This is a genomic window from Ruegeria sp. CDSA236, from assembly GCF_059611285.1.
The window spans coordinates 25,524-46,505 of record NZ_JBXWPG010000011.1 but is presented as its reverse complement, the minus strand read 5'-3'; the positions used below and the strand labels follow the sequence as shown (position 1 = coordinate 46,505).

General features: G+C 59.2%; 21 protein-coding genes. 16 read left to right on the top strand and 5 right to left on the bottom strand.

Annotated features, from left to right (window positions below; genetic code table 11):
• The first annotated feature begins 9 nt into the window (after positions 1 to 9).
• The gene (locus AC2FLB_RS16370) at positions 10 to 930 is read left to right on the top strand and encodes a LysR family transcriptional regulator (RefSeq protein WP_281973831.1); all 921 of its coding nucleotides are present in this window, start codon (positions 10 to 12) and stop codon (positions 928 to 930) included.
• A 141-nt stretch (positions 931 to 1,071) separates the two neighbouring features.
• Here AC2FLB_RS16370 and uraH read toward each other — a convergent pair whose 3' ends face one another.
• On the bottom strand, positions 1,072 to 1,428 hold the full coding sequence (gene uraH, locus AC2FLB_RS16365; protein ID WP_142640109.1) for a hydroxyisourate hydrolase: 357 nt from the start codon (positions 1,426 to 1,428) through the stop codon (positions 1,072 to 1,074).
• 209 nt (positions 1,429 to 1,637) lie between these two features.
• Here uraH and puuE point away from each other — a divergent pair, with 209 nt between their 5' ends.
• From puuE to AC2FLB_RS16350, 3 genes are all read left to right on the top strand, one after another.
• Positions 1,638 to 3,056, top strand: a complete 1,419-nt coding sequence (gene puuE / locus AC2FLB_RS16360) for an allantoinase PuuE (protein WP_496709659.1) — start codon at positions 1,638 to 1,640, stop codon at positions 3,054 to 3,056.
• The gene (locus tag AC2FLB_RS16355) at positions 3,053 to 3,535 is read left to right on the top strand and encodes an ureidoglycolate lyase (RefSeq protein WP_496692317.1); all 483 of its coding nucleotides are present in this window, start codon (positions 3,053 to 3,055) and stop codon (positions 3,533 to 3,535) included. Before puuE ends, AC2FLB_RS16355 begins: the two co-directional genes overlap by 4 nt.
• Before the next feature lie 63 nt (positions 3,536 to 3,598).
• On the top strand, positions 3,599 to 5,026 hold the full coding sequence (locus AC2FLB_RS16350) for a uracil-xanthine permease family protein (RefSeq protein WP_496709658.1): 1,428 nt from the start codon (positions 3,599 to 3,601) through the stop codon (positions 5,024 to 5,026).
• A gap of 40 nt (positions 5,027 to 5,066) precedes the next feature.
• On the opposite strand, the gene AC2FLB_RS16345 is transcribed toward AC2FLB_RS16350, so the two are convergent.
• The 3 genes from AC2FLB_RS16345 to AC2FLB_RS16335 all read right to left on the bottom strand — a co-directional run bounded on the left by AC2FLB_RS16345 (position 5,067) and on the right by AC2FLB_RS16335 (position 7,343).
• Positions 5,067 to 6,053 (bottom strand): type I glyceraldehyde-3-phosphate dehydrogenase, encoded by a 987-nt coding sequence (locus AC2FLB_RS16345; protein WP_496709657.1) that lies wholly within the window; start codon positions 6,051 to 6,053, stop codon positions 5,067 to 5,069.
• A 54-nt stretch (positions 6,054 to 6,107) separates the two neighbouring features.
• Complete coding sequence (locus AC2FLB_RS16340) at positions 6,108 to 6,428, bottom strand: hypothetical protein (protein WP_496709656.1); 321 nt, start codon at positions 6,426 to 6,428, stop codon at positions 6,108 to 6,110.
• Between the two features lie 81 nt (positions 6,429 to 6,509).
• Positions 6,510 to 7,343 (bottom strand): bifunctional allantoicase/(S)-ureidoglycine aminohydrolase, encoded by an 834-nt coding sequence (locus tag AC2FLB_RS16335; RefSeq protein ID WP_496692319.1) that lies wholly within the window; start codon positions 7,341 to 7,343, stop codon positions 6,510 to 6,512.
• Between the two features lie 174 nt (positions 7,344 to 7,517).
• Here AC2FLB_RS16335 and AC2FLB_RS16330 point away from each other — a divergent pair, with 174 nt between their 5' ends.
• The 5 genes from AC2FLB_RS16330 (at position 7,518) to AC2FLB_RS16310 (ending at position 11,722) form a co-directional block, all read left to right on the top strand.
• Positions 7,518 to 7,874 (top strand): hypothetical protein, encoded by a 357-nt coding sequence (locus AC2FLB_RS16330; RefSeq protein ID WP_496701077.1) that lies wholly within the window; start codon positions 7,518 to 7,520, stop codon positions 7,872 to 7,874.
• 189 nt (positions 7,875 to 8,063) lie between these two features.
• The gene (locus AC2FLB_RS16325; RefSeq protein ID WP_496694652.1) at positions 8,064 to 9,299 is read left to right on the top strand and encodes an acyl-CoA dehydrogenase family protein; all 1,236 of its coding nucleotides are present in this window, start codon (positions 8,064 to 8,066) and stop codon (positions 9,297 to 9,299) included.
• A gap of 8 nt (positions 9,300 to 9,307) precedes the next feature.
• Positions 9,308 to 10,114, top strand: coding sequence for a thioesterase family protein (locus AC2FLB_RS16320; protein WP_496692322.1), 807 nt, complete (start codon positions 9,308 to 9,310; stop codon positions 10,112 to 10,114).
• 73 nt (positions 10,115 to 10,187) lie between these two features.
• Positions 10,188 to 10,835: a DUF1007 family protein gene (locus AC2FLB_RS16315; protein ID WP_496709655.1), complete on the top strand. Its 648-nt coding sequence runs from the start codon at positions 10,188 to 10,190 to the stop codon at positions 10,833 to 10,835.
• Entirely contained in the window at positions 10,820 to 11,722 is a 903-nt protein-coding gene (locus AC2FLB_RS16310; protein WP_496709654.1) for a nickel/cobalt transporter, read from the top strand. Before AC2FLB_RS16315 ends, AC2FLB_RS16310 begins: the two co-directional genes overlap by 16 nt.
• Here the strand turns inward: AC2FLB_RS16310 and truA are convergent.
• Positions 11,719 to 12,486, bottom strand: coding sequence for a tRNA pseudouridine(38-40) synthase TruA (gene truA, locus AC2FLB_RS16305; RefSeq protein ID WP_496709653.1), 768 nt, complete (start codon positions 12,484 to 12,486; stop codon positions 11,719 to 11,721). The two genes, AC2FLB_RS16310 and truA, sit on opposite strands and share 4 nt — an antisense overlap.
• A 108-nt stretch (positions 12,487 to 12,594) precedes the next feature.
• Between truA and AC2FLB_RS16300 the strand changes: the two genes are divergently transcribed.
• The 7 genes from AC2FLB_RS16300 to AC2FLB_RS16270 all read left to right on the top strand — a co-directional run bounded on the left by AC2FLB_RS16300 (position 12,595) and on the right by AC2FLB_RS16270 (position 20,873).
• Positions 12,595 to 14,007, top strand: a complete 1,413-nt coding sequence (locus AC2FLB_RS16300) for a YcjX family GTP-binding protein (RefSeq protein ID WP_496709652.1) — start codon at positions 12,595 to 12,597, stop codon at positions 14,005 to 14,007.
• Positions 14,004 to 14,459, top strand: a complete 456-nt coding sequence (locus tag AC2FLB_RS16295; RefSeq protein ID WP_142640138.1) for a GNAT family N-acetyltransferase — start codon at positions 14,004 to 14,006, stop codon at positions 14,457 to 14,459. The genes AC2FLB_RS16300 and AC2FLB_RS16295 overlap by 4 nt, the downstream gene beginning before the upstream one ends.
• The gene (locus tag AC2FLB_RS16290) at positions 14,452 to 15,441 is read left to right on the top strand and encodes a YcjF family protein (RefSeq protein ID WP_496696951.1); all 990 of its coding nucleotides are present in this window, start codon (positions 14,452 to 14,454) and stop codon (positions 15,439 to 15,441) included. The genes AC2FLB_RS16295 and AC2FLB_RS16290 overlap by 8 nt, the downstream gene beginning before the upstream one ends.
• A gap of 54 nt (positions 15,442 to 15,495) precedes the next feature.
• Positions 15,496 to 16,206: a VIT1/CCC1 transporter family protein gene (locus tag AC2FLB_RS16285; protein ID WP_281973820.1), complete on the top strand. Its 711-nt coding sequence runs from the start codon at positions 15,496 to 15,498 to the stop codon at positions 16,204 to 16,206.
• 91 nt (positions 16,207 to 16,297) lie between these two features.
• On the top strand, positions 16,298 to 17,605 hold the full coding sequence (locus tag AC2FLB_RS16280) for an SDR family oxidoreductase (RefSeq protein WP_496709651.1): 1,308 nt from the start codon (positions 16,298 to 16,300) through the stop codon (positions 17,603 to 17,605).
• A complete protein-coding gene (locus tag AC2FLB_RS16275) occupies positions 17,605 to 18,084 on the top strand; it encodes a DUF2269 family protein (protein ID WP_281996071.1) in 480 nt (159 codons plus the stop codon). The genes AC2FLB_RS16280 and AC2FLB_RS16275 overlap by 1 nt, the downstream gene beginning before the upstream one ends.
• 95 nt (positions 18,085 to 18,179) lie before the next feature.
• Positions 18,180 to 20,873 (top strand): DUF2339 domain-containing protein, encoded by a 2,694-nt coding sequence (locus AC2FLB_RS16270; RefSeq protein WP_496709650.1) that lies wholly within the window; start codon positions 18,180 to 18,182, stop codon positions 20,871 to 20,873.
• Positions 20,874 to 20,982: the final 109 nt, after the last annotated feature.

Sequence of the window (20,982 nt, the reverse complement as noted above, 5' to 3'; positions counted from 1 at the left end):
AACGATAAGATGTCCTATCTCGACAATATTCGCACCTTCGTTCGTGTCTATGATCTGGGCAGCATGTCTGCTGCCGGGAGGGATTTGCGTGTTTCACCGGCGGTGACTTCGGCGCGAATATCACAGCTTGAGGATCATTTGGGCGTGCGTCTGTTTCAGCGGACTACACGTAACCTCAGCCCGACCGAGCAGGGACGTGCGTTTTACCCCGGAGCGGTTGCGGTCCTGGATGCTGTAGATGAAGCCGAGGCGCAGGTTGTTCACCTGACCGAAGCTCCCCGCGGGTCACTATTCGTAGCCGCGCCTTTGGGCGTCGGGCGCAGGTTATTAGCCCCACATGTGCCGGATTTTCTCTCGGAATACCCCGAAATTGATGTGCGATTGCGCCTGACCGACAGGTCAGTGGACCTGACGACCGAAGGATTGGATCTGGCCTTTTTCATTGGTCAGCCCGAGGACAGCACCCTGCGTATTCGCAAGATCGCGGATTGCGCGCGGGTTCTGTGTGCCGCACCGGACTATGTAAAACGTAGGGGGATGCCGCAAAACGGAGCCGATCTTGTGTCCGACAAGCACGAGTGTCTTAACCTGCGGTATCCCGGTGCTGCAGAGTTTCAGTGGATGCTGGAAACTCCAGACGGGCCAAGACGTTATGCCGTGTCGGGCCGGTTTGAATGCGATGACGGAGACGTTTTGACCGATTGGGCGTTGTCAGGGCAGGGGATCGCGATGAAACCTGTGTTTGAGGCAGCGGAACATCTCAAGGCAGGACGTCTGGTGGTGGTTGCGAAGGAGACACCTCCTGTCTCTGTTCAGATGGCGTGTCTCTATACCCATCGACGTCACCAGGATCCCAAGGCGCGTTTGTTCATGGATTTCATGATCGCGCGAATTGGCAAGGTTGTTCAAAACTCGGACATCAACGGTTAGCAAAGGCTCCCGGCCGCGCGTAGCTTTTCTCGAAGGGCTGTAACCGTCACTATCCGCGCCGCGCCCAACGGGTGCGGCGCCCGGCTCAACAGGAGGAGGCCCGGCAGGGGCGATAGACGGGCGGAAGGTTCGCCCGGTCAGTTAGCTGCCACGATACGTGGAGTAGCTGTATGGCGAAAGCAAGAGCGGCACATGATAGTGGGCGTCTGCTTCAGACATACCAAACCTGATTGGAATCTCATCCAGGAACAGCGGTTCGTCATCCGCCTGGCCAGAGGCGCGCAGATAGTCACCCGCGCTGAAAACAAGCTCATATTCCCCGGTTTCAAAGTTTGCTTGCGGTAGTATTGGGCTGTCTGTTCGCCCGTCTGCATTGGTCAGCATCTCAGCCAGTTTGTGGCGTCCGTCCTGGGTAATCGCGTACAGAGCAATTTTCAGCCCCTCTGCAGGACAGCCTTTGGCGGTGTCCAGAACATGGGTTGTCAGGTATCCTGCCACGCGTTTCTCCTCATATTCCAATCACCGCAACGAGTGGCTGTTGAAAACCGCAAACTGCAATCGAGTATTGTTTGACGCAGTCTGGGGCGAAACCCGAGACTTTGGGAATGCCGAAAGAAAAGGAAACAGCGTTCGGATTGATTTGATAATACTGCTTCCAATTCTGCGGTAAAGCGTAGGTAGTGTAACACAACTGAGACGGAACATTCATGCAGCCCCCTCGCTATCCCCGTGACATGATCGGATACGGAGCCAACCCGCCAAACGCCCAGTGGCCTGGCGGAGCAAATCTGGCCGTTCAGATTGTGCTGAACTACGAAGAGGGTGGCGAGAACTGCGTGCTTCACGGTGATGCCGCGTCTGAGGCCTTTCTGTCCGAGATTGTCGGCGCAGCGCAATGGCCAGACCAGCGTCATTGGAACATGGAATCGATCTATGAATACGGGTCGCGGGCAGGGTTCTGGCGTCTGCACCGCTTGATGCAGGACTTGCCCATAACCGTTTACGGTGTTGCTTCGGCGCTGGCACGGTCGCCCGATCAGGTTGCCGCCATGAAAGACGCAGGTTGGGAGATCGCAAGTCACGGCCTGAAATGGGTCGAACATAAGGATATGTCTGAAGCGGAAGAGCGCGCTCAAATAGAAGAGGCCATCCGCCTGCATACCGAGGTCGTGGGGGAACGTCCCTATGGTTGGTATACCGGCCGGTGTTCCGAGAACACCGTGCTTCTGGTGGCAGAAGAGGGGGGCTTTGCCTATGTGGCGGACACCTATGCGGATGATCTGCCCTATTGGATGCAGGCCTCTGGCCGGGACCAGTTGATCGTACCATATACACTCGATTGTAACGATATGCGCTTTGCAACGCCGCAAGGTTTCAATTCGGGCGATCAGTTCTATTCCTATCTCAAAGACAGTTTCGACGCGCTTTATTCCGAGGGTGAAGCCGGTGCGCCCAAGATGTTGTCGATCGGTCTGCATTGCCGCCTGATCGGTCGTCCAGGTCGGGTCATGGCGCTGAAACGGTTTCTGGATTATGCGCGTGGGCACTCGGATGTCTGGTTCGCGACCCGTCTGGAGATCGCCCAGCATTGGGCAGCGCAGCACCCGCCTGTATCAGGTCCAAAGCCGTCAGAAATGGCGCGGGACGCTTTCGTTGCCGCTTATGGCGGGATCTTCGAACATTCGGCTTGGATTGCAGAGCGCGCCCATGGGCTGGAACTCGGCGCGGCTCACGATACTGCCGGCGGGTTGCATAACGCACTGACGCGCATGTTCCGTTCGGCCTCGGAAGAGGAGCGGCTGGGCGTGCTGACCGCGCACCCGGATCTGGCAGGCAAGCTGGCACAGGCCAAGCGACTGACGCAGGAAAGCACGGCGGAACAATCCTCGGCGGGGCTGGATGCGTTGACGGATGCCGAACGCGATGCCTTCACCGATCTGAATAGGCGCTATACCGACAAGTTCGGATTTCCCTTCATTATTGCTGTGCGCGATCATGACAAAGCCTCTATCCAGCAGGCGTTTCAGCGGCGGATAGATCAGGACCGGGACACAGAATTCGCCGAGGCCTGCCGACAGGTCGAGCGTATAGCAGAATTCCGCCTGAGGGATGTGTTGCCTTCATGAAACAGATCCGGACTGTTCCTTTAACGCCTGACGCTTTTGCCCCGTTCGGAGATGTGATCGAGGCATCGGGCGACCCGGACAAGATCATCAACCAGGGCCAGTGCGGGCGTTTTCACGACCGGGCGGCCCTTGATTTCGCGGGCGGCCGCGCCGGGATCAGCCTGTTTAACGCCAACCCCCGAACCCTGCCGTACCATTTGGATATGGTTGAACGGCATCCTGATGGCAGTCAGGCCTTTGTTCCCATGACCCATCAACCCTTTCTGGTCGTTGTAGCACCAGATGTTGACGGGCAGCCGGGCGAGCCGTGTGTCTTTGTCACCCGGCCCGGTCAGGCGGTGAATTATCATCGTGGGACTTGGCACGGCGTTTTGACACCGTTGCATGGCCCTGGATTGTTCGCCGTTGTTGATCGGATCGGCGATGGGCCCAACCTGGAAGAATACTGGTTCGATACCCCTTATCAGGTGGTGTCGTAGCCAAATGAAGCCGCAGCATAAGCGGTAAGACCCCCGTGAATCTGACAGAGAGGACAGTAACTCATGGCTGACACTTCAATAGGGACACCCGAACAACTTCGGGATCCAAATTATACCCCGGCGCTGCACAAGGCAGTTCCGCTGGGCATTCAACATGTTCTGGCGATGTTCGTTTCGAACGTGACGCCTGCGATCATCGTTGCAGGGGCCGCCGGGTTCGGGTTCGGTTCGAACTCCCCCGATTTTCCCGAACTGCTGTACCTGATCCAGATGTCGATGCTGTTTGCCGGCGTCGCGACCTTGCTGCAAACGGTGACGATTGGCCCGGTAGGAGCGGCTTTGCCTATTGTTCAGGGCACCAGCTTTGCCTTTCTGCCGATCATGATCCCGCTGGTTGCCGGCAAAGGCGTCGATGGTCTGGCCGCATTGTTTGGCGGTGTCATTATCGGTGGGGTGTTCCATGCCCTGCTGGGCACGGTGATTGGCAAAATCCGTTTTGCCTTGCCACCTCTGGTCACAGGCCTTGTGGTGACAATGATTGGTCTGGCGTTGGTCAAGGTCGGCATTCAATACGCCGCCGGAGGGGTTCCGGCCATTGGAACGCCCGAATACGGCTCGGCGCTGAACTGGTCGGCTGCAATGGTCGTCGTGGTCGTGACGCTGGGGCTCAAGTTCTTTACCCGCGGAATGCTCTCGGTCTCTGCCGTTCTGATCGGTCTAGCGGTTGGCTATGCCTATGCGCTGATGGTCGGGATGATCACCTTCGAGGCGATCGGAACCAGCTGGAGCCGTGCCGCAACCTTCGCCCTGCCTATGCCATTCAAATATGGTTTCGAGTTCTCATTCGCCGCCATCATCGGGTTCTGCCTGATGGCCTTCGTCTCGGCGGTTGAGACGGTGGGCGATGTCTCGGGCGTGACCAAAGGTGGCGCCGGGCGCGAAGCCACGGACAAGGAAATCACCGGCGCGACCTATGCGGACGGCTTTGGTTCGGCGCTGGCGGGCGTGTTTGGCGGCTTGCCCAACACGTCGTTCAGCCAGAATGTCGGGCTGATCGCCATGACCGGCGTCATGAGCCGCAATGTCGTCACCATCGGTGCCTTGTTCCTGATCCTGTGCGGTCTGGTGCCCAAGGTTGGCGCTATCATTCGCACCGTTCCGATCGAAGTACTGGGCGGTGGCGTCATCGTCATGTTCGGGATGGTTGTCGCCGCGGGTGTTTCGATGTTGTCCGATGTGGATTGGAATCGGCGCAACATGGTGATCTTTGCCATTGCGCTGTCAATCGGGTTCGGCCTGCAGCTTGAGCCGGGCGCGGTGCAACATCTTCCCGATACTCTGGGCATCCTGATGAAAAGCGGGCTGCTGCCTGCGGCTTTGATTGCCATCGTGCTGAACCTGATCCTGCCGGATGAGTTGGCGGATGAGGCAACCGAAGAGGTCTCGGGCGGCATGTCGGGGCACGGGTCGGGCAGCCTTCCCGGCAAGTAACCAAATGAAAATCGGCGGATCGCGTTAGATCGCGGTCCGCCTATGTGTCGGCCATCATACGAGCGACATCCAGCATGCGGGCTGAAAACCCCCATTCATTGTCATACCAGCCAAAAACACGAACCTGAGTTTCCCCGATCTGCCGGGTTTCTGGCCCTGCAATGATCAGAGATTCCGGCCGCGTCCGCAAATCGGATGACACCAGCGGCTCATCCGTCCAACCCAGAACGGGAGACTCTGCAACGGCTGCACGCAGGGCGGTTTCAAAACCCTCGGCAATCATCCCGCGTTCCAATGTCACGATCAGATCGATTGCCGAGACGCTTGCGGTCGGCACCCTGACTGCCGCGCCCGAGATGCGCCCGGCCAGATGGGGCAGGACTTCGTCTATCAAGTGCATAGCGCTGGTGGTGGTCGGGACCATCGACAGCGCTCCGGCGCGTGACCGTGCCAGATCACCACGCGGAGCGTCGATCATCGGTTGGCTGTTGGTGTAGCAGTGGATGGTGGTCATATGGCCCGACGCGACACCAGCGATCCCGTCCAGAACCTTGACCAGCGGAGCCAGCCCGTTGGTGGTGCAAGAGGCATTTGACACGATCCGCGCATTGCCCAGCTGATCCTCATTTGCACCCAGAACGATTGTGGCCTCGGTCGCGGGCGAGGGGCCGGAAATCAGTACTTTCCTTGCCCCTGCGGTCAGGCCCTGACTGGCAACATCCGATGTCCGGGCAACGCCGGTGCAGTCCATCAGGACATCTACACCGGACAGATCAACCCGGCTGAGGTTGGGGCTGTGTGTAACAGGAATAGCGTGCCCATCGACAACCAGTTGCGCAGTTCCCTGTTCCACTTTGCCCGGATAGGGCCCAAAAGTGCTGTCGTACTTGAACAGATAGGCGCAGGTCTCTAGCGGTGCGATGTCGTTGATCAGCACCAGTTCGATGTCGTGACCGAGCGGCATGGCCAGAAGCTGCCGCAAAATCGTGCGGCCGATGCGGCCGAATCCGTTAATTGCGAGTTTCATGTGCAAGCTATGGCAGGGGCTTGAATTAACCTCAATGCCAGTTTCCTGTCCGGGTCAGTTACAGCTGACCTGTGAAAAGAACTGGCCCGAGATGTTCTGGTACATGCTGGCCACAATCGGCTTGCACCCGGTTGCCTGCTGAATAGCCGCGATGGCCTGAATAGTGCGCAGCCGGGGCGGGGGGCCGAATGGGTTGAGATTGTTGTTATCACGTGTGGCACGGTATACGACCGGAGCTTCCGAAACCTGGGTAATGGCCCAGGTACGGCTCATGACGTTGACGGTATTCGTCTCTTTGGCGGTTGCAGGGTTCACATCCAGGGCCGTCAGGCCGATTGCAGCCGCCAGTGCCAGCGTTACATTGCGCAGTGCCATCGTACAATCTCCTGAACTAAAACCGTTTGTTATTCCACCAGATTACCGCGCTTGCCGAGTTCCGCCAAGGCCGAATTTATCCTAGCGCCCGCCTGGTGAAAGAGGCATCTGGCGGTTCACATCTTTGTACAGCAGATACCGGAACCGCCCGGGACCGCCCGCATAGCACGCCTGAGGGCAAAAGGCGCGCAGCCACATAAAGTCTCCGGCTTCGACCTCGACCCAGTCCTGATTCAGCCGGTAAACGGCTTTGCCTTCCAGCACATACAGCCCGTGTTCCATGACGTGGGTTTCGGCAAATGGGATCACGCCGCCGGGTTCAAAAGTCACGATGTTGACATGCATGTCGTGGCGCAGGTCTTGCGGATCCGCGAAACGTGTTGTGGCCCAGCGACCCTCGGTGCCCGGCATTTCGATCGGGGCGACCTCTTGTTCATTGGTGATGATCGGGTCCGGCTTGGGCAGGCCGGGCACTGCCTCATAAGCCTTTCGAACCCAATGAAACCGCGCTGGCTGCTCCGTATGGTTGCGCAACGCCCATTTGGAACCAGCGGGGATATAGGCATATCCACCAGTTTCCAAAACGTGAACACTTCCCTCAAGCGTCAATGTGACCGCCCCTTCGACAACGAACAACACCGCCTGCGCTGCGGGGTCCGTTTCGGGCGTATCGCTACCGCCACCGGGTTGGACCTCCATGATGTATTGCGAAAAGGTTTCGGCGAACCCGCTAAGGGGGCGTGCCAAAACCCACAGGCGGGTGTTTTCCCAGAAGGGCAGATAGCTGGTGACGATGTCGCGCATCGTACCCTTGGGTATAACGGCATAGGCCTCGGTGAACATGGCGCGATCTGTTAACAGGGTGTCCTGTCCGGGGTGTCCGCCATGGGGCGCATAATAAGTCGGGTGTGCCATCAAATGCCTCTGGTTCGTGTTTCGTGCACTATGCGAGGGACGCTCGGTATGGCCTAGCGTCAGAGTTGCAATAGGTTTCTTCGGGATAATTTGAAGGTTGCAGACTAGGGCTTGGCCCTGTGCCTTCCCGGGTATATCCTTGAATGTAAATTGGTTGCAGAATTGCGAGGCGGTATGAGAATTTGGGGATCACTATTAGTTGCAGGTGTTCTGGTGCTGAGCATTGGTGTTGCCGGCAGCGCGAAACCGCTGTCGCGCATCATCGCAGAGTCGGGGTTGAGCCCGGATGATTTCACATTGCTGAGTGCAACCACAGACACCATGCTGGGCAGTGGTTTGCCGCAGGTTGGTGCCGAAAGTGAATGGATCAGCACCGAGACCGGGGCCAAGGGCACCGTCCGTGTGCGCGAGGTCCGCGATAATTGCGTGCATCTGCAGCATTTTATCCGACCTCCGAGTGCCGAGCAGACCCGTGAGATCAGAACCCGCAGGTGCCAGGATGCCAATGGTAACTGGATTTTTACACCCTAATTGGGTTGCTATACCCGCGCGCGACGCAGGTTATTGACGGCTATACGGTCGCCAGTCTCCGGTTACTGCACCCGTTTAATCTCATATGGGGTGGGTGACGTCCCGTCACCCAACTGGACATCATGACGGTGGCTAAGTCATTCTCGGCCCAAAGGTAATGCCCGTGTGTCGGGGCGGAGGAGAAAACTCATGAACATGTCATTCGGCCTGCGCGAGGAAAACCGCGAATTGCTGACCCGCGTAACAGAGATGATCCGAAATGAAGTCATGCCGCTGGAAGAAGAGTTCCATGCTGAAATCAACAAAGGTGACCGCTGGCAATATACCGACCGGCAGGCGGATATCCTTGAAGGGTTGAAGGCCAAGGCCAAGGCGGCGGGATTGTGGAACTTCTGGCTGACCGACAGTGAAAAAGGGCTGGGTTTGACAACTGTGGAATACGCCTTTTTTGCTGAAGAAATGGGTAAGACCCCGCTGGGTGCCGAAATCTTCAACTGTTCGGCCCCAGATACGGGCAACATGGAAGTATTCGAGCGGTACGGGTCCGAAAAGATGAAGCAAGAGTGGCTCAAGCCGCTGCTCGATGGGCAAATACGTTCGGCCTATCTGATGACCGAACCGGATGTCGCCTCGTCTGATGCCACCAATGTTTCGATGTCCTGTGTGCTGGACGGCGAATCCTACGTTCTGAATGGCGAGAAATGGTGGGCCTCAGGCGCCGGTGATCCGCGGTGCAAGGTCTATATCGTCATGGTCCGGACTGGCGGTGATGACTTGCCTGTTCACAAACGCCAGTCGATGATCGTGGTGCCGGCGGGAACGCCCGGGATCGAGGTGCTGCGCCCGATGGAAGTCTACGGCCATGATGATGCGCCGCACGGGCATATGCATATTCGCTTTACCAATGTCCGGGTGCCTGCCGAGAATATCCTGCTGGGCGAAGGGCGCGGGTTCGAGATCGCTCAGGGTCGGTTGGGGCCGGGACGCATTCACCACTGTATGCGCGCTATTGGGCAAGCAGAGATGGCCCTGGAGCAGATGTGCAAACGGTCGCTGCAACGCGAAGCATTTGGCAAGAAGCTGGCGCAGCTTGGGGCGAATTTCGATATCATAGCCGAATGCCGGATGGAGATCGAAATGGCCCGGCTACTTTGCCTCAAGGCTGCTTGGTACATGGATCAGGGCGATGCGCGCGCGGCGGCCCCATGGATCAGCCAGATCAAGGTCGTGGCACCGCGGGTCGCATTGAAAGTGATTGATGAGGCGGTGCAGATGTATGGCGGGCAAGGGGTAAGTCAGGACACGCCGCTGGCGACCGCGTGGACGCATGTACGGACCCTGCGGCTGGCCGATGGGCCGGACGCGGTGCATCGTCGTCAGGTCGCACGGACTGAGCTGAAAAAGCATACACAGGAAAAGGTCTGAGGTCTCAAGTGGATTTGAAATCTGATATGTTCAGGTTGCCCTATTTCAGACTACGCGCGGATGGGGTTTTTGTCGGCAATGACCCGGCGCGGGGCCCGTGGTCTGCCGAACATTGCCATGCTGGTCCGGTCAGCGGTCTGATCGTGCGCGCCGCGGAATCTGAAATTGGTCCCGGTAAGATGCTGACCCGGCTGACGGTCGATCTGCTGCGCCCGCTGCCCCTGTCCGGGTTGCGGGTTGCGGCCGAGACGATGCGGCACACCAGAACGCTGGCGACCACTCGGGTTACTGTGCACGATCTGGACAACACTTTATGCGCCGTAGCCACAACTATGCACCTTGCCCGCCGCGACCTTGGCCCGGTTCCCAATGTCGCTCTCTCATCTCCGCAACTGGCGGACTCGGTGGACGGCCCATTTCCCATCGGCGAAATTCGGCACGATCTTCCTGGGTTCGCGACCTATTCCGATGTCCTCTATCCCAAGGGTGGAAATCAGGGCGTCGGTCCCAAAACGATCTGGATGCGCACGCCTCCGCTGCTTGGGGACGAGGTGCAATCTCCGATTCAGGCGCTGTGTCCACTGGCAGATTGCGGCAATGGCATTTCGTGGAATGCCCCCACAACCGAGATGGGGTTCATGAATACCGATTTGACGGTTCAGGTGCACCGCGAGCCGGTCTCGGATTGGCTGGCCTCCGAGTCTGTCTGCCATTGGCAGCCCTCGGGTATCGGCATGTCGCAATCGGTTTTGTATGACACCGAAGGGCCGGTTGGAACAGCCCTGCAGACCCTTGTGTTGTTCCCACCTGCCTGAGCCATCGGCCAGCTTCTGCGCGCCCGGCCCAAATGGGATTGCCGGGCGCAGGCCGACACCCTATCTTTCGCCCATGCGCTGGCTTGTGACCCTAGTGACCTGCTGTTTGCCGATCCCGGCGATGACGCACCCGCATGTCTTTATCGACACGGGGCTGGAATTCATTGTGGACGATTCCGGGCAGCTGACCCATGTCCGTGTGACCTGGGCCTATGACGAGTTCTACTCATTGCTTGTCCTCGAAGACATGAAGCTGGATCAGGATGGCGACGGTCTTCTAAGTGAAAGCGAACAGGATTTCCTGTCCGGGTTCGATGCACAGTGGGATCAAGGCTATAACGGCGATCTGGTCGTCTGGTCCGAGGCTGAGGTATTGCCGCTTTCTGGCCCACTGGAGCCGAAAGCATTGATGGAGGACGGGCGCATCGTGACCTCGCATCTGCGCAGTGTCGAAGGGGGGCCTGTACCGGCCACCGCCTTATCGGTGAAGGCGTTTGATGAGACATATTACACCGCATATGACCTGACGCGCCCGGTGACGGTTTCGGGGAGTAAGACCTGCCAGATTGACCGCTTCGAGCCGGATGTCGACGGACAGCTTGCCCAAATGCAGGCGTTTCTGCTGACGCTGGATGCCAATTACGACCTTGAGGAAAATGACATCCCGATGGTGGGCGAAAACTTTGCAACCGAGATCCGTATTTCATGTCCAAATACCTAATTGTCCCGTTTGTTCTGGCGGTCGGAGTTCTGCTCTGGTTCTGGTTCAGCGGCGGGTTTGACCAACTTGCGGCATGGGCTGCCGGTGAACAGCGTGCTTTCCAGAACCAGATTGCGCGGTCTCTGCGCGCTGCCCGCGCCGAACAACCTCAGGCGGTCATGACTTTGTTGACGGTGTGCTTCGCTTACGGGTTCTTCCACGCCATCGGTCCTGGGCATGGCAAAGTCCTGATCGGTGGCTATGGGCTTGGTCGGCGTGTGGCGTTCTGGCGGCTTTCAGCGATCAGTGTGTTGTCCAGCCTTGGACAGGCCGTAACCGCGATTGTTCTGGTCTATGCCGGTGTGCTGGTGTTCCAGATGTCTCGGGAAAGACTGGTCGACACAACGGAGCAAATCATGGCCCCAGTCAGCTATGGGGCGATCACTGCGATCGGGCTTTGGCTAGTGTTTCGCGCCTTGCGGAGCTTTGCCAAACGCAGCCGGGATCACGGCGCAGATCATCATCACCACGATCACGAAACCTGTTCGGATTGCGGCCACCGGCATGGTCCGTCTGCGGATGAGGTGGCGCAGGTCGGTAGCCTGCGCGAGGCGGCGTTGCTGATCGCTGGAATCGCCGCACGCCCCTGTACCGGGGCGCTGTTTGTGTTGATCCTGACCTGGCAGATGGGCATCGCCATCGTTGGCATCGCCGGGGCGTTCTGCATGGCGCTGGGCACTGCGACTGTCACCACTCTGGTAGGGTGGACCTCATTCGGTCTGCGCGGGGGGATGCTGGCCTCGGCCTCAGCGACGCGGTTTGCACAGGTGCTGGCCCCAACCATCGAGCTGGTCGCCGGGTTGTTGATAGCGGTGATAGCTGGCGGGTTGTTGCTGAGCGCGCTTTAGTCGAACACCGGGTTCGGATAGCCGACCCGCGCAAGATACAGCCCCTGTGGCGGGCAAACCGGCCCGCAGGCGGCACGATCCTCAGCTTGCAGCGCGTCGCGCACATCTTCGGGCGTCCAAGACCCGGCGCCGACACGTTCCAGCGTGCCAACAAAGCTTCGCACCTGATTGTGCAGGAACGAACGTGCCCGGACGTGGAAATGAACCTCGGGACCTGAAAAGCCCTGCACCTGTTCCACACGCAACTCATCCAGCGTCTTGACCGGGCTGGTCGCCTGACAGATCGAGGACCGGAACGTGGTGAAATCATGCCGTCCGATCAGCATATCGGCTCCAGCCTGCATCGCCTCAATGTCCAACGGTTGGCTGACCTGCCAAACCTGCCCCGCGTCATGGGTTGCAGGCGCGCGGCGCATCAGGATGCGAAACAGATATTGCCGTTCAAGCGCCGAGAACCGCGCATGCCAGTCATCGTCCACCCGTGCGGCTTTCACGATGGCCACTGGTTGCGGCTTGAGGTGATAGTTCAGCGCTTCGGACAGTCGGAAAGGGTCCCATTCCTTGATCAGGTCGCAATGGGCGACCTGTCGTAGCGCGTGGACACCGGCATCGGTGCGACCCGCCGCAGCGATCGTATGATCCCCCGGTTGTATCTGCGACAATGCCTCTTCGATCGCCCCCTGAACCGAGGGCTGACCTTTCTGCCTTTGCCACCCGGCAAACGGCTTTCCGTGATATTCGACTTTCAACGCGTATCTGGGCATGGGCCGCTGGTACCGTGCTGCGCGGCGGCGGGCAAGGGGCCGGAAAGCGCTGGCATGTCGGACGGTGGCTACCTATCTTGAGCGAAACGATAAAAGCGGGGCGACGGCTTGGTCATCTCATCTATGGCAGACAGTCTTGTGCGCGGCATGGAATCCGTGGGCGACAGCGTTTCCGAAGCTCTGTTCGAGCCGGTCATCCGCCTTGGTGTCACCGGGTTAGCGCGTTCGGGCAAAACGGTGTTCATCACCTCGCTTGTTGCAAGCCTGCTGGACCGTGGGCGAATGCCGGGCCTTGTTGCGCAGCATGAGGGACGGATCAACGCAGCTTACCTTCAGCCGCAGCCTGATGATACCGTGCCCCGGTTCGATTATGAAAACCATCTTGCTGCGCTGACCGGGCCAAACCCGCATTGGCCCGAAAGCACCCGCGCCGTGTCCGAGCTGCGCCTGTCGTTCAAGGTTCGCCCTGCCGGTCTGCTGTCTGGCCTGAAGGGGCCGCGAACCGTGCATCTGGATATTGTGGATTATCCGGGCGAATGGTTGCTGGACTTGGCCCTGCTGGACAAATCATATGACGACTGGTCAACCGAAACGCTGACCCGCATCACAGAGCGGGCCGAGGCACAAGAGTTTCTGGCGCAGGCCAAAGCGGTCGCGCCGGAGGCAAAACATGATGAGCCGGTGGCGCAATCTTTGGCGCAGGCGTTCTCGGGCTATCTGAACACGGCGCGCGATGCCGGGTTCTACGATTGTACGCCGGGACGGTTCCTGTTGCCGGGTGATCTGGCGGGATCACCGGTTCTGACCTTCGCGCCGCTGCCAGTCGAAGGGGTCGCCACCCGTAACAGCCTGCACCGCGAAATGGCGCGGCGCTACGAAGCCTATAAATTGCGCGTGGTCAAACCGTTCTTTCGCGAACATTTTGCCCGGATCGATCGACAGGTTGTTCTGGTTGACGCGCTGGGTGCGATTCACAAAGGGCCAAAAGCGGTTGAGGATATGCGCAAGGCGATGGGGGATATCCTGTCGGCCTTCCGTCCGGGGCGCAACGCGTGGCTCAGCCAGTATCTTCTGGGCAAACGGGTCGAGCGCATTTTATTTGCCGCCACCAAGGCCGATCATTTGCACCACCTGCAACATCCACGTCTGACCAGCATCATGGAGGCATTGACCCGCGACGCCCGTGACCGCGCCAGTTTTGCCGGGGCCGAGACCTCGGCTGTGTCACTGGCGGCTTTGCGGGCAACAACCGAAGAGATGCGAACCCATGAAGGAGTGCCGCTTGCCTGCGTGCGGGGCACTTTGCTTGACGGCAAGCAGGCGGCCTTCTACCCCGGTGAGTTGCCCGAAGACCCGGCTCATTTGTTGGGGGCAGCCCGCAGCGGAGCAGAAAGCTGGCTGGGCGAAGACTATGGGTTCATGAGTTTTGCGCCTGCGAACCTGACCCTGCGATCGGGTGACGGCCCGCCCCATATCCGACTTGATCGCGCGGCCCAGTTCCTGATCGGAGACCGGCTATGACCGTAACGCTCCGCCCTGCGCGCAGCACGGATGCTGGCGCGACGGGGAAAATCCTGCATGGTTTTGCTTGTGAAAATGAGTGGATGCCAGAGCTGCATTCCTGTGCCGAAACCATCGCCTTTTGCGGCGTGATGATTGATCGCGACTGGATCACCGTTGCTGAAAACGAGGATGGTGTAGTTGGTTTTCTGGCATTGAATGGTTCAGAGGTCCATTCGCTTTACCTGCGTGCGTCAGCGCGCAATCAGGGCATTGGGCAGCGCCTGTTGGATCAGGCGAAATCTGGCCGACAAAAGCTGTCCCTGTTCGCCTTTCAGGCCAACCATGGCGCGCGAAGATTCTACGAGCGCAACGGATTTGCCGAGATTGCCCGCGGTGACGGGGCCGATAATGACGAAAACCTGCCGGACATCAAATTTGTCTGGAACAGAGAAAGGGCTGCTGATGGCTAAGGGTCCGGTTCTGATCGATCTTGATCCCGAGGAACCTGTTGCGGATGTCGCTTTGGCACCGCCCGTTCCGGATGCGGGCGAACCACAGGGGAAGGCGATGCAGGCCGCCGCGCGTCTGGCTGCACGGAAACCGTCGGCCCTGTCACGCTGGTTCTGGGGACTGGCGGCGGCGGTCATCGGCGCGGTTGTCTCGGTGGCGGCATGGGATTTTGTGACCGCTTTGCTGTTGCGCGCGCCGGTTTTGGGATGGGTTGTAACTGGTCTGATTGGCGCGTTGCTGCTGGTTGCCCTGATCATCGCTTTGCGGGAACTTGCTGCGATCGGGCGGCTTTCGCGTGTGGATGGCATCCGTCGCGCCGCAGACACCGCGTTGGCAGAGGCGGATCTGACGCAAGCCCGCGCTGTAACCAACCGGTTGTTGGCATTTTACAACGGGCGCGAGGACGTTCGATGGGGCCGCGATAGGCTGGCCGAACGTATCGCCGAGCCTTTCGATGCCTCAGATCTGATGGCTCTGGCCGAGGATGAGCTGCTGGCCCCTCTGGATGCCGCGGCCAGTCGAGAAGTCGAGGCCGCTGCGCGTCAGGTCGCGACGGTGACCGCTCTGGTTCCTTTGGCTCTTGCGGATGTGGCGACGGCTTTGGCCGCTTCGCTGCGGATGATCCGCCGCGTTGCCGAGATCTATGGTGGGCGGGCCGGTTTTCTGGGCAGTTGGCGCCTGACCCGGGCGGTCTTTGTGCATCTGGTCGCAACCGGCGCCGTGGCAATGGGCGACGACTTGCTTGAACCGGTGCTGGGTGGGTCTGTCCTGAGCAAACTGTCGCGGCGGTTTGGCGAAGGCCTGGTGAACGGGGCGCTTAGCGCGCGCGTCGGCGTGGCCGCGATGGAGGTCTGCCGTCCTTTACCGTTCTCGGACCGTCACAAGCCCTCGACCCGGTCGATGATCAAGCGTGCGCTGGCGGGGCTGTTTTCGAAAACTTGACCTGAGACAAAGCGTTCCTGCCAGCCGCGCATCATAACAAAGCAGGAGGCACCCATGACAGACCATGGACACAGCCAGCAAGAAATCGCGGCACGTATCAACGCGCCGCCGGGGCGTGGCGTTTTGCGTGATGTGGTTTACGGCGGGATCGATGGATCAGTCACCACTTTTGCCATCGTTGCGGGCGTTGCCGGGGCGGGGCTGTCACCGTTCATCATCATAGCGTTGGGGCTGGCCAATGTGCTGGCTGACGGGTTTTCGATGGCGGCGGGGAATTACTCGGGCACCAAGGCTGAACTGGATAACATCCGGCGCATTCGCGCGATCGAGGAGCGTCATATACATCTTTACCCCGATGGTGAACGGAACGAGGTGCGCGAGATTTTAGCCCAGAAAGGACTGTCGGGCCGTGTGCTGGACGAAGCCACCGATGCGATCACGGAAAACCATGACAACTGGATCGACCTGATGATCGAGGGAGAATATGGCCTGGGCAGCGTCGATCCGCATCCGCGCAAAGCTGCGGTGGCGACGTTTTTTGCTTTTCTTGTGGCCGGCATGGTTCCGCTTTTGCCGTTTCTGTTTTCGGTGGACCGGGCATTTGCTGCTTCGGCCTGGATGACGATGGGTGTTTTCTTTGCCATTGGTGCCCTCAAAAGCCGCTGGTCGCTGGCTCCGTGGTGGCGGTCAGGGATCGAAACGCTGCTGATTGGTGGGGCCGCTGCCGCAATCGCCTATTTCGTCGGTTCACTGTTTCACCCCTAGCGGTCGGAATTGTCGCAGTTTGCCCGGTGCCGCAGACGGCTGCCGCTCGACCCGCTAGGTTGGGGCGCAACTTCAGCAGGTAAGGTGCCCGATGCAAGGTTCTGGGAAAAATATACTTGTTCTAGGCGCTTATGGGTTTATCGGCGCGGCGATGATGCGGTCTCTTTCGGATCGAGGTGCCAATGTATGCGGCCTTGTGCGCGATACAAACCTGGGTGAGAAAATCCTGCCCGGGATGTCTTTGGCTCAGGGAGATTTGCGCCAGCTCACGCACCCACACGATTGGCGGGAAATTCTGTCAGGTTTTGATTGTATCGTGAACTGCGCCGGGGCGTTGCAGGACGGACCAAAGGACGATCTCGAGGCGGTGCATCACACTGCGATTGCCGCCCTCGGGCAGGCCTGCGCCGCGCGCGGCATTGCCGTGATACAGATTTCTGCAACCGGAAGCAGCCCAGAGGCCGACACGGAATTTATGCGCACCAAAGCCTCCGGGGATTCCGCCTTGCAGGCCAGTGGTGTGCGGCTGTGGATTCTAAGGCCGGGCCTTGTGATCGGGCAGACTGACTATGGTGGAACGACCTTGTTGCGCATGCTGGCCGCAATTCCGCTTGTGCAACCGATCGCCTATCCGCAGACGCTCGTTCAATGTGTTGGAATGGCCGATTTGTGCAGCGCCGTGGCGGCGGCCGTTGATGAGACGTTGCCACAGGGAACCTATGATCTGGTCGAGGATCAGGCTCATTCGCTGTCCGAGGTTCTGGACGAAACCCGCCGTTGGATGGGGTTCCCTAAGGCACGTGTTCGGATAACGGCACCGGCTGTGGTTGCTAAGTTCGCCGCCGGTTGCGCCGATCAACTTGGGCGCTTGGGGTGGCGGTCGCCCCTGCGCAGCAACGCAATGACAGTCATGGCTAGCGGCGTGCTGGGCGACCCGGCCCCATATCGTAAGGTTACAGGTCAATCCATGCGCTCAATGCCCGAGATCTACCGCAGCATGGCCTGTTCACGCGAACACAGGTTGGCAGCACGAATATCGTTGCTGATGCCGTTGACGGTTGCAGCGCTCAGCCTGTTCTGGGTCCTCTCAGGTGTCTTCGGAGTGCTGGCCTTGTCGCAGGCCACACAGGTTCTGACCGTCGCAGGCTGGACCAGTGGTGCCGCTGTGGCCAGCGTGCTGTTCTGGTCATGTGTCGATATCGGTCTGGGGCTTGCGATCCTTTGGCGACCATGGGCAGAACGCGCCTGCATCGCTCAGCTTTGTGTGGCGGTATTCTACTTATTGGCGGCCTCAATTACGGCTCCTGCCTTGTGGCTCGACCCGCTTGGACCGCTTGTTAAGGTCATGCCCGCGATCATGTTGTCTCTGGTCACACTGCCAATGGTGAAAAGCCGATGATGGACCCGGATTTGATCTTGCGCTGGGTTCATTTGATCGGGGCATGCGTCTTGTTGGGAACCGGGGCCGGAATCGCATTCTTCATGCTGATGTCCCATCGGTCACGCGACCCGCGTTTCATCGCCCAGACGGCGGCAATCGTGGTGCTGGCCGATATGCTGTTCACCACAACCGCCGTTGTTTTGCAGCCAATTTCAGGTGGCTTGCTGGCCTTCAGATTGGGCTGGTCACTGGTCGAAGGGTGGGTGCTGCTGTCACTATTGCTGTATGTCTTGACCGGGGTCTTCTGGCTGCCGGTCGTCTGGCTGCAGATAAAGATGCGGAACCTCGCGCAAGAGGCGGCAGATCGCGATACTGCTCTGCCGCGTTCGTATTTCATATTGTTCCGGCTTTGGTTTGCATGTGGGATCCCCGCATTTCTGGCCGTTTTGGCCATAGTCTGGCTCATGATTTCCCGCCCTTCGATAGACCTGTTTTGATTTCAGGCCATGTCGCGGTATGCAGGACGGTATTCCGGACTGTTTCTACCTGATGCATCAGGTTAGCCTGCAGAGAATTTGATAGGAGAAACAGGTTGGAATCCCTTCTGGTCCTTCTTGCGTTGGTTGCGCTGGCTATTCCTTTGACCATTGTGCTGCTGCTTGTCAGTCAGGTTCGGTTGCGGCGGCGGGTCGTCCGGTTAGAGGCGGACATCCTGTCACTGAAACAAGGCATCAAAACTGAACCAGAACCCGCGACAGAGCCCGAGCCCAAGGCGCAGGATATTCCGACCAAAGCGCCTCCAGTGTGGCCGATAGCCGACCAACCTGAGACCGAACAGCCAATCCCCCCGCAATCTCCTCAAGAAGCACTGGTTTTCAGCTCTGACCGTTTCGCGTTGCTGCAGGAATGGCTGCAGGAAAACTGGTTCTATGTCGTTTCGGCACTGTCGCTGGCACTGGCGGGAATTTTCTTGGTGCAATACGGCGTCGAGAACGGGTTGCTGCCGCCGTCGGCACGTGTCGTTGCCGCATTGCTGTTTGGCGCGGCGCTGATTGTCAGCGGAGAGGTCATTCGCAGGCGCTATGGCGATGGCGTGGACTCCGCGAGCGCCTATTTGCCCTCGGTGTTCTCAGGCGCGGGGCTGGTCACACTGTTTGGCGGCGTTCTGGCGGCGCGGCAACTATATGGCTTGATCGGCCCTGAATTTGCGCTTGTCGCCATGATTGGCGTTGCATCTGTCGGGCTGGTTTTGGGCTGGTTCCATGGTCCGCTATTGGCAGCTGTCGGACTGACAGGTGCCTTTGCCGCCCCATTCTTGGTCGGTGGCTCTTCGGATGATCCGACCTGGTTATATGGCTACTTCCTAACCATAACGGTTCTGGGCCTGGGCATAGACACCGTCCGCCGATGGGCCTGGATTTCGGTTCTGACACTGGTCGGAGGTTATTCTTCGTGTCTGCTGCTGGTCCTGTCGGAACCGATGACAGAGCCGGGCTATCTGACCTGCATCACCGCCTTTGCGCTCATCACTATTGCGATTCCGGTCCGGCGAATTTGGCCTGATCACACCGGCCCGATGGTCAGCGAAATGATCCGACGCCAAAGCGGCGAGGCATGGCCCGAGTTTCCGACGCGTCTGGCATTCGGTGCGGTTGCGGTCAGCTCGGCCATCCTGGCGCTGCACTGGCCGGATTCCGCCGGTGAGTTCTGGTTGAGCCTGACGCTTTTGGCTGGTCTGGCCTTTGCGATGATCGTTTGGACAAGCGGGGCGAGGGCACTTCAGGACATCAGTGTTTTCCCGATTGTTGGCCTTGTCTGGCTTGTATTTCTCCAGGGGTGGGATCGGGGCAAAGTCGCACAGCGTTTTGCTGAGACCTATGCCGAAACCCCCGAGGCGGATTTTCCCTTTGTCGTGACATTGCTTGTGGCACTGAGTGCAGCCCTTTCGGTTGCGGCGGCGTGGCGGTCGATTCAGCAGGGGCGCCATGGCGTGGTCTGGGCGGCTGGGGCGGTAATAACCGCACCTATACTTGCCATCGCTCTTGAGATCGCTTGGCGCCCGGCCGAGGTTTTGGGCGCGTATTTCTGGGGGCTGCACGCTATGGCTCTGGGTGCCTTGATGGTGGTCTTTGCCGAACGCTATGCGCGCGTGGATGGTGAACAACGTATACGTCCTGCGCTGGCCACGTTATCCGCGCTGTCCTGTCTTGCATTTGCCTGTGTCATCGTGCTGAGTTCTGGCGCCTTGACGATTGCGCTGGTTGTGACCGTTGTAGCCGCTGCCGCGCTGGATCGTCGGTTCAACCTGCCTCAGCTCAGTTGGTTTATCTGGGCCGGGGTCTTCACAGTGACTGTGCGGCTGATCCTGAACCCGGGCCTGTACTGGGCCAATACGGTGCCGGTCGGTGAAATGACGTTGGTCTATGGCGCCGCCACCCTTGGATATGTTCTCGCCTGGGGCCTGATCCGGGGATTGAACCGCCCCGTGGCTATCTTGCTGCTGGAAAGTGCATCCTGGGCAACCGCGGGGATATTGCTGTCATTGCTGCTGCTGCGCTGGCTGGAAGGGTTCGGTCAAGGAGGGATGGAGGACAGCCATTGGGGGTTGGGCCTGATGGCGGTGATCTGGCTGCTGTTGGCGGCGGCACAGATACGGCGGTTCGCTTTGGGCGGGCCGTTGAACTATGTCCGCTATGGGCTGGCGGCGTTCTTTGCCGCCCATGCCCTGTTCCGACTTGCGCAAGCGCTGACCGAGGCAAATCCGGTTCTTTATTTGCACAGTGATCCCGTGTTGGGGCCTGCGCTGATGAACACGCTTGCCATAGCCTACCTTCTTCCTGCCGGGGTCCTTGCCATGTCAGCCTGGCGCGTTGAACCGATGCCGGTTTGGTTGCGGCAGGGCTGTTTCGGTCTTGCGGGTGCGCTTGCAGCATATTGGCTGGGTGCTTCTATTCGTCATTTCTGGCAGGGTCCCGGTGGCATGTATGTCGGGGCTGGGGTCAGCCAACCAGAGCTTTACACCTATACCTTGGCCCTTTTGATTGCAGGCGCGGCGCTATTTTATCAATCTTTGGCCCGTCGGTCCGACCTGTTGCGCAAAGTGGGGCTGGTTGTGATCGGACTGGCCGTGGCTAAGGTATTTCTGATCGACATCGCCGGGCTGGGCGGCCTGATCCGGGTCTTTTCGCTGCTGGCGCTGGGGCTTGCACTGGCCGGTTTGGCGTGGCTGAATCGCTGGGCAAAGCTGCGCCAATCGCCACAAGGGGCGGAACCTCTGGACCATTAGCTGTGGGCGTCCTATAAGCGCGGCCATGTATGCCCGTCTGGCCATCATTATTCGAATTATTTCCCCGGCGCTCTGACCACTGAGACGCCGGGCAAAGGTGTTTGAGAAC